This window comes from Actinomyces ruminicola, from assembly GCF_900103885.1.
Classification (GTDB): domain Bacteria; phylum Actinomycetota; class Actinomycetes; order Actinomycetales; family Actinomycetaceae; genus Actinomyces; species Actinomyces ruminicola.
In genome coordinates, this window is record NZ_FNIM01000010.1 from 104,252 (window position 1) to 112,069 (window position 7,818).

Sequence of the window (7,818 nt, forward strand, 5' to 3'; positions counted from 1 at the left end):
TCCACACCGATCAGCAGTCCACCGCAGGGCACAATTGGCCCTGTGCAGCAGAGGGGAGCCAAGCGATGAGTACGCCGTCCACCGCCGCTCACCTATTGCGCTGGCAATCCGCTCATCCCTACCTGGCCGACGCCGCCATGGCGCTTGTGGTGCTGACGCTCAACCTCTTCATGGGGCTGTGGCCGCTGCGCCAGGCCGGCATCCCCTCGCTGCACTCCTGGCTGCCGCTCACGCTGGGCGCGTGCCTGGTGTGCACGCTCTCCCTCGTCTTCCGCCGCCGTCACCTGACCGCCGCGTGGGCGGTGCTCACCTTTCTGCCAATCCTGCACGAGGCGGTAATCGCCCGGGGCTTCGACGACATGGGCGTCGCCGAGATCGGCTACGTGGCCGATGCGCTGCGCGCATTCACCATCCTGGGCGTTCCCTTCGTCATGGTCACACTCGCCATGCGACATCGCGCGGCCTGGGTGTGGGTCGCGTGTGCAGTCTCCACGCTCACCACCGTGATCGGCCAGGCCCTGCTCGGCGGATACGCGGTCGACACACTCAGCAGCCTGCTGATGCCCTACGGGTTGATCAACATCATCGGCGTACTCGTCGGCATGGTCATCCGCATCCAGGCGATCCAGCTGCGCGAAGCCGAGGCGCGTTCGGCCCGGCTGATGCTGGCCCGCGAGCAGGAGGCCGCGCTGGCGGCCGCCAATGAGCGCAGCCGCATCGCCCGCGAGATGCACGACGTCGTCGCCCACTCCCTCGCCGTCATGATCACCCTTGCCGACGGCGCCGCGGCCGCCGTCGACCGCAACCCCGCCATGGCCAAGGAGGCACTGACCACGCTCGCGGAGACCGGCCGCTCCGCCCTGGCCGACACGCGCCGGCTGGTGGGAGTACTGCGCGAGGACCTGGCCCCCTCCCCCGCCCTGGCCGACGGCGTCGACACCCGGGGTATGGCGGGCCCCGCCCATCCGGCCGGAGGCGGCCTCGACCTGCCTGGGCGGACAGGCGTCACCGGGGCCGGGCAGACCGGTCCGGATGGCACCACCGTGCGCGAGCTGCCGGTACCCGAGTTCGCCCCGCCCGGGACGGTCGCCCCGGTCGAGCCCAGCCGGGAGATCGCCGACCTGCGCCGCCAGGCCACCGACGCGCACGCCGATGCCTCCAGCGGCCAGACGCCGCTCGCCCCCGCACCTGAGCAGGCCGACCTGGAAACGCTCGTCGAGCGCTTCCGGACTGCCGGCGTGCCCGTGACCTACCGGTGGACCGGGCGGAAGCTCCCCGAGGACAAGGGCCTGCAGCTGACGCTGTTCCGGATCGCGCAAGAGGCACTGACCAACGTGCTGCGCTACGCCCCCACCACGCGTGCCGTCAGCGTCGCCGTCGACCGACACGCCGGCACCGCTGTCCTGACCATCGACAACGACGCCGCCCCCGGGTCGACGCCGCTGCACGGCTCCGGCAAGGGACTAATCGGCATGCGGGAACGGGCGGCCGTCTATGGTGGCACCGTGCAGGCGGGACCGACCGCCACCGGCTGGCGCGTGCGCGCCGTCCTGCACTGGGATGAGGACTGGGACGACAACGACGAAGGGACAGCGCCGTGGCAGATGCCGCAGTGAATGACGCAGCCGATCCGACCGGGACGGCAGGCACCCCCCGCCGCTCGCGGCCGATAACGGTGGTGCTCGCCGATGACCAGGCGCTCATGCGCATGGGCTTCCGCATGGTCCTGGACCCGGCCGATGACATCGAGATCGTCGGGGAGGCATCGGACGGCACCACCGCCGTGGCACAGGCGCGCGCTCTGAAACCAGACGTGATCCTCATGGACGTTCGTATGCCGGGTATGAACGGGATCGACGCCACCGCCGCGATCACCCAGCAGTGCCCGGACACCAAGATCCTCATCCTGACCACCTTCGACCTGGACGAGTACGCCTTCGCTGGCCTGCGCGCCGGAGCCAGCGGCTTCCTGCTCAAGGACACCCGCCCGGGCGAGCTGGCGGAGGCGATCCGCACGGTTGCCGACGGCGAAGCGGTGGTCAGCCCGCGGATCACCCGGCGAATGCTGGAGATGTTCGCCTCACACCTGCCCGAGAGCGGCGGGTCCGCCTCGCAGGAGGATGCGCGCATCGCCTCGCTCACGCCGCGCGAGCGCGAGATCCTGACCCTCATGGCGCAGGGGCTGAGCAACTCCGAGATCGCCGACCACCTGGTCGTCTCGGCCACGACGGTGAAGACCCATGTGGGCAATGTGCTGGCCAAGCTGGACGTGCGCGACCGGGTGCAGGCCGTCGTCGTCGCCTACGAGACCGGTCTCATGCGCTGACCCCCTCACCCCTCATCCCCCACCCCTCATGGCCTCAGCCTCACCCCCCGAGATCGGTAGAAGTTACGTGCCCAGATCGGTAGAAGTTACATACCCAAATCGGTAGAAGTAACGTGCCGAGATCGGTAGATGTGGCGGGCCGGACTAAGCCAGTGGCTCACGCGGAGTGCAGTCGCTGCTGAGCGGCCGTGAAGCCGAGAGTCACCACCTGCTCGACGGCGTCAGCCGCCTGCTCCAGGGTGACGGCGAGCTCCGGCCGCTCCCGGCCCGGAAAGTCGCTGAGCACGAAGTCGGCGGGATCCTGACGACCGGGGGGACGTCCCACTCCGATGCGCAGGCGCGCATAATCCCGGGTGCTGAGTGCCGCGGAGATGGAGCGCAGGCCGTTGTGGCCGCCCTCCCCGCCGCCGCGCTTGAGCCGCAGCACATGTGGGGGCAGGTCGAGGTCGTCGTGGATGACCAGCAGCCGCGTGGAAGGATCGACGTCGTAGAAACGGGCCAGCGCCTTAACCGGACCGCCGGACTCATTCATGTAGCCGGTGGTCCGGGCCAGGATCACGCGCGGGCCGGGGGCGCCGCCTGGCAGCATGCCCAGGCGCACGTCGGCGACCTGCGTGCGGGTCTTGTGGCTGGAAAGACGGGACCCGGCGCGCCCGACCAGCACCTCGAGCACCATGTGCCCGATGTTGTGGCGGTTATGGGCGTACCGGGTCCCGGTGTTCCCCAGCCCGATAACGAGCCAAGGGGTGTTCATGGACGCTCCGTCTGCGGCGGCGTCACTCGGCGTCAGCGGGAGCCTCGCCCGCTGCATCGGCCTCAGCGGACGCGGCAACAGCCCCTGCGGCGACGTTGACGACGTCGGCGTCGGCCTCGGTGATCGCCTCGACGCCCTCCGGCAGGGTCAGGTCGGACACGCGGATGGCGGTGCCGGCCTCGACACCGGTGATGTCAACGTCGATGCTCTCCGGGATGGCGATGGCCGGGGCGGACACGAGCACGTGAGCGAGCTCAATCATGTGGATGGTGCTGGGGGCGGGCTCGCCGGTGACGACGACGGGCACCTCGACCTCAACCTTCTCGTTGCGGTTGACCAGGAGGAAGTCGACGTGCTGCACGCCCGGGCGAATGGGGTGGCGCTGGACGTCCTTGGCGATGGCCAGCAGGGTCTCGCCGCCAACGCTGAGCTCGACCAGGGCGTTCTCGTTGCCGCGCAGGGCCAGACGAGTGGCGTGCTCGTCCAGCAGGAGGTGGCGGGGTTCGGTGCCGTGGCCGTAGACGACGGCGGGGACCTGGCCGGCGTGGCGGGCCCGGCGGGCCGAGCCCTTGCCGAACTCGGTGCGGTCGGTGGCGTCAAGCGCGATGGCGTTGGCGGGCATGCATTCTCCTCGGTGTAGGCGGGGAACGCGCCCCGCATTTCGGTGGTCCGGCGGGCACGACGACGTGCAGCACCTTCCGGCACCACCACGTCGATCACGGATGTGCTGGGCACATCCCTCGCCGGGGCAATGCCGCAACTGTACGCGATGTCGGTGCCATTCACCGAGGTCGCCGACGGTGACCCGCCCCACTGCCAGGCGCCGGCCTACCATGCTCGTCAGATCTACCGATCTCGGCACGTAACTTCAACCGATCTCGGCGAATGGGGCGGGGTGAGGCGTCTGGGGCGGGGTGAGGCGTCAGGGGTGGAGCGCGGCCAGGGCCGTGCGCACCCGAGCCACGGGCAGCTGGCCAGGTGCGGACGCGGCCGACCCGGCGGTCGCGAAGGTCAGCGCCGAGCCGAACACTCCGCCCGCCAGCCGGGTCACGGCGCCGGCCTCGCCCATGGCGATGGCCACCACCGGGATGTCCAGCTCCCCCCGGGCGCGCGCAGCCACGCCCAGCAGCCGCTCCACATCCGACGGATCCGACGGAGTCACCGCAATCTTGGCTACGTCTGCGCCCGCATCCTGCATGGCGCGCAGCCGGCGCAACAGCTCGGCATCGTCCGGGGTGGCGGCGAAGTCGTGGCTGGAGGCGACCGCGTCAAGTCCAGCGCGATGCGCCAGCTGCACCAGCCGCGGCAGCTCGCCGCGGGCCAGTTCGACGTCGATCGCCGTGATGGCCGATTCGGCAGCGTCGGCGTCCGCGCTCCCACCGGTGACGCGCCCGCCTGCGGCGTCGACGCGGTGCCGCTCTCCCAAGCGCTCGATGACGCACGCGAGCGCGGCCCGGTAGGCGTCGGCGTCGAAGCCGCCGCCCTCGGCGGCCGTGCGCACGGTCAGCAGCACCGGTATGCCGGAGCCGTGCAGCACCTCCTCCACAGCGCGGGCTGCCCGCAGCCATGAGTCCGCCAGCGCCTGCGAGGCCCGCCCCTCCCCCGGCGCATCCGCCGGAGGGACCGTCAGCAGGTCGGCGCGCAACTCGACCAGGTCCGCGCCGGCCAGGCGGGCGGCCCGGGCCTGGGCGGCGCAGGCCGCCGCGTCGGCTCCGGTGGTGGCGACGGCGACGACGGGACGCGGCCCGCCCAGCACCGCCGCCCGCCAGGTGACCGGCCGCGTACACACCGGCGACCCGGGCACCATCAGGCCGCGTGCCCGAAGGCCGGTGCTCAGGTCCTGCACGTACCGGCGCAGGTCCTCCGGTCGCCCCGCGCTCACGCCTGCTCCCCAACGGAGGCGAGCGAGACGGCGATGCCGTCGAGAATGTCCGACAGGCTGGTCACAGTGGTGGTCAGCGGGTGTCCGGCGGCGGTGTCGGCGGCGACCCGCGCGACCACCTCGCTCCACACCAGCGCTCCGGCGGCGATGACGTCGCGGCGGCCCGGCAGCAGGTACCCCCAGGACTCGCGCTGCGCCGCGGTGGAGTGGACGATCGCGTCGCAGGACGCCAGCACGCGGTCAATGCTCAGCTCGGCGCCGTCGATGGCCTCGCGGTCGAAGGCGTCCAGGCCGAGGGCGTGCGCCGTCACCGTGCTGATGGTGCCCGCGAGCCCGACCAGCCGGGTGGCAGCACCCATATCGACGGCATCGGCGGCCCGGGCCAGCAGCGCCCGCACCTCCCTGCGGGCCGCCTCCTCCGCGGCGGGGGTGACGCCGTCGGCGAGGTAGCGCTCGGTGATGCGCACCGAGCCGGTGTTGAGCGAGCAGGCGGCCTGCGGGGCGTCGACGCCGAGCACCAGCTCGGTGGAGCCGCCGCCCAGGTCGACGACCAGACGGGGACCGCTCGGTTCGGGGCGGCCGCCCTCAGCTGGTTCTCCGCCGTCGTCCCCGGCCGCAGCTCCTCCCCCGGTTCCCAGCAGGGAGCCGGCGAAGGACAGACGAGCCTCCTCCTCACCTGACACCACCTCGGGCACGATGCCCAGGGCCGCGCGCACGCCGTCGACGAACTCGTCCCGGTTCTCGGCGTCGCGGGTGGCGGAGGTGGCGACGAAGCGCGCGTGCTCGGCGTCCAGGGGCACCTCCAGGTCGGCGCAGGTGGCGGCGTACTCGCGGACCACCGCCAGGGTGCGGGCCAGGGCATCGGGGTCGAGGCGTCCGGTGTGGTCCACGCCTTGTCCCAGGCGAACAATTGTGCTGGAGCGGTGCAGGGGGTGCAGGCGGACGACACCGGTGCGCTCGTCCCGGGCGGCGTCGGCAACCAGCAGACGAATGGTGTTGGTGCCACAGTCAACGGCGGCTACGCGGGTCATGGGTGGTTCCCCTCTTGAGCGGTGGCTGGCGACGACGGAATCAGCAGGAACAGCGCGCGGGATCCCAAAGTTCGCGCTCGCGCAGCACGTCCAGGGTCAGGTCGCCTATCGGGTTTACGCCTTGGCCGACGGCGAGCGTGTGCCCGAGCAGCGCGTGCAGGCACTTGACCCGGGTGGGCATGCCCCCGGCCGACACGCCGTCGATCTCCGCGGGGCTGCCCAGCTCGTCGCGGCGGGACAGGTAGTCGGCGTGCGCGGCCGCATAGGCGGCGGCCAGCTCGGGATCTTCGGCCAGACGCCGGTTGAAGTCCTCCATCAGGTGCTCCGCCTCAAGGGTGGAGCAGCCGCGCACGGCCGCCGGGTGGGTGAGGTAGTACATGGTCGGGAAGGGCGAGCCGTCGGGCAAGCGGGGGGCGGTGAGCACGACCGTCGGCCGACCGCACACGCAGCGGGCCGCAATGTCCACAACTCCACGCGGCACACGCCCCAGTTGCACACGCAGGGTCTCCAGGTCGGCTTCGCTTACGGTCACTATTGGTCTCCTGAATCGACGGACGGGGTGGCGGAGGCCGACGGCGTGGCGGTCGCCCCCGGCGTCGCGGTGGTCTGCGGGGAGGGCGTGGACCAGCCCTGCCGGGCGGGATCCTCAACTTCCTCCTCCTCGACCTGCCCGGCCACGCGGGCAGACTCTCGCAACTCCTGATACCAGGGCGACCGCTCTTCTGCGGAGCCCGGGGAGGGGTCGGCCCCGTCGTCGTCCTCGAAGCTGTCGGCACCGACCACGACGTAGGTGGTCTCACCGGGCATGACGTAGGACAGGCGCTCCCGGGCCTGGGTCTTGACGTATTCGTCGTCCTCCCAGCGGGCCAGTTCCTCCTCCAGGGCGGTGGAGGTGGCTCGGGCCTCGTCGATCTGGTCGAGCACGGCGTCGTACTGGGCGCGCTGGGTGAGGTATCCGCGCAGCGACGGGAAGACGACGACGAATGCCAGCGCCAGCACGCCGGCGAGGATCAGCAGCCGCATGGGCAGGGACAGGCCCTCAGCGCCGCCCATGCGGGGAACCAGGTTTTCAGAATCGTCGCCCGCGGAGGCGGAGACGCCATTATGGCCGGTATCTGCAACAGCGGCGCGGGCGGTATCGGGCTTGTCGGTGTGTCTGCCGGCGCTGGCCCGGGCGTCGTGGGAGGGACCGGAGCGGGGTCTACGGGCGCCGGGGCGTGCTGGTACAGGTCGGCGCGGCGTCATGGAACGATCCTGCCTCACGGGCGTGCGCATGGCGAGCGTGCGACGCCGGTGCGTCGGCCAAGAAGCGGCGCGCATGTCGAACACGACCCCGACACCGTGAACCGGGCAGCGGGTTCACCGGAAACGGCCCCGACACCTCGGGCGGGACGGCGTCGGGCCGCTCACGTCCATTTGGACCGCTGCGCCCTGTTTGGACCCCGGGAGTCTGTTTGGACCGCCGTGTGATGTCTCAGGACATCGGTGACAGTTTTGTGTCAGGACATCGGTGACAGTTTTGTGTCAGGACATCGGTGACAGTTGGTGTGTCAGGACATCGGTGACAGTTCTGGGTCTTGTGGGGTGTGGTGGTGGTTGGTGCTGGTTGGTGGGGTTGGGTGTGTGTGGGTGGAGACGTAGCGGGTGCCGGGTGCGGGCCAGGGGTACTGGGCGAGGACCTCGCCGTCGGTGGTGGTGATGATGATTGTGTCGGGGTTCCAGTCGATGATGGCCTGGCTGCCGGCGTGGGCCTTGGAGGCCAGGAACGTGATCGAGGCCAGGTTGACGGTCCCGTTGGCGCCGACGCGTACCTGCCGGGTCCCTG

General features: G+C 71.2%; 9 protein-coding genes. 2 read left to right on the forward strand and 7 right to left on the reverse strand.

The genetic code is table 11. The features are described 5' to 3' along the window. Nucleotides 1-65 precede the first annotated feature (65 nt). Both BLR49_RS09105 and BLR49_RS09110 read left to right on the forward strand, forming a co-directional pair. On the forward strand, nt 66-1,616 hold the full coding sequence (locus BLR49_RS09105; protein WP_092536712.1) for a sensor histidine kinase: 1,551 nt from the start codon (nt 66-68) through the stop codon (nt 1,614-1,616). Continuing rightward, nucleotides 1,598-2,326: a response regulator gene (locus BLR49_RS09110; protein WP_425425765.1), complete on the forward strand. Its 729-nt coding sequence runs from the start codon at nt 1,598-1,600 to the stop codon at nt 2,324-2,326. The genes BLR49_RS09105 and BLR49_RS09110 overlap by 19 nt, the downstream gene beginning before the upstream one ends. Before the next feature lie 157 nt (nt 2,327-2,483). On the opposite strand, the gene pth is transcribed toward BLR49_RS09110, so the two are convergent. From pth to BLR49_RS13275, 7 genes are all read right to left on the reverse strand, one after another. After that, nucleotides 2,484-3,080: an aminoacyl-tRNA hydrolase gene (gene pth / locus BLR49_RS09115; protein ID WP_092536715.1), complete on the reverse strand. Its 597-nt coding sequence runs from the start codon at nt 3,078-3,080 to the stop codon at nt 2,484-2,486. Nucleotides 3,081-3,102: 22 nt separating this feature from the next. Next, nucleotides 3,103-3,702, reverse strand: coding sequence for a 50S ribosomal protein L25/general stress protein Ctc (locus BLR49_RS09120; protein WP_092536718.1), 600 nt, complete (start codon nt 3,700-3,702; stop codon nt 3,103-3,105). Between the two features lie 300 nt (nt 3,703-4,002). Further along, nucleotides 4,003-4,962, reverse strand: coding sequence for a type I 3-dehydroquinate dehydratase (locus BLR49_RS09125; protein ID WP_245690575.1), 960 nt, complete (start codon nt 4,960-4,962; stop codon nt 4,003-4,005). Then, nucleotides 4,959-5,993 carry a Ppx/GppA phosphatase family protein gene (locus tag BLR49_RS09130; protein WP_092536721.1) on the reverse strand — a complete coding sequence of 345 codons (1,035 nt, stop codon included), beginning with the start codon at nt 5,991-5,993 and terminating at the stop codon, nt 4,959-4,961. Before BLR49_RS09130 ends, BLR49_RS09125 begins: the two co-directional genes overlap by 4 nt. Nucleotides 5,994-6,033: 40 nt before the next feature. After that, complete coding sequence (locus tag BLR49_RS09135; protein WP_245690576.1) at nt 6,034-6,525, reverse strand: DUF501 domain-containing protein; 492 nt, start codon at nt 6,523-6,525, stop codon at nt 6,034-6,036. Then, the gene (locus BLR49_RS09140) at nt 6,525-7,238 is read right to left on the reverse strand and encodes an FtsB family cell division protein (RefSeq protein ID WP_092536727.1); all 714 of its coding nucleotides are present in this window, start codon (nt 7,236-7,238) and stop codon (nt 6,525-6,527) included. The genes BLR49_RS09135 and BLR49_RS09140 overlap by 1 nt, the downstream gene beginning before the upstream one ends. A gap of 305 nt (nt 7,239-7,543) precedes the next feature. Next, a partial coding sequence (locus BLR49_RS13275; protein WP_218121339.1) for a hypothetical protein occupies nt 7,544-7,818 on the reverse strand: 275 nt, incomplete at its 5' end.

Bases quoted from the DNA above. Each gene is read 5' to 3' on its own strand.
- BLR49_RS09130 (WP_092536721.1), bottom strand. From the start codon at position 5,993: ATGACCCGCGTAGCCGCCGTTGACTGTGGCACCAACACCATTCGTCTG.
- BLR49_RS09120 (WP_092536718.1), bottom strand. From the start codon at position 3,702: ATGCCCGCCAACGCCATCGCGCTTGACGCCACCGACCGCACCGAGTTC.
- BLR49_RS09140 (WP_092536727.1), bottom strand. From the start codon at position 7,238: ATGACGCCGCGCCGACCTGTACCAGCACGCCCCGGCGCCCGTAGACCC.
- BLR49_RS09105 (WP_092536712.1), top strand. From the start codon at position 66: ATGAGTACGCCGTCCACCGCCGCTCACCTATTGCGCTGGCAATCCGCT.
- pth (WP_092536715.1), bottom strand. From the start codon at position 3,080: ATGAACACCCCTTGGCTCGTTATCGGGCTGGGGAACACCGGGACCCGG.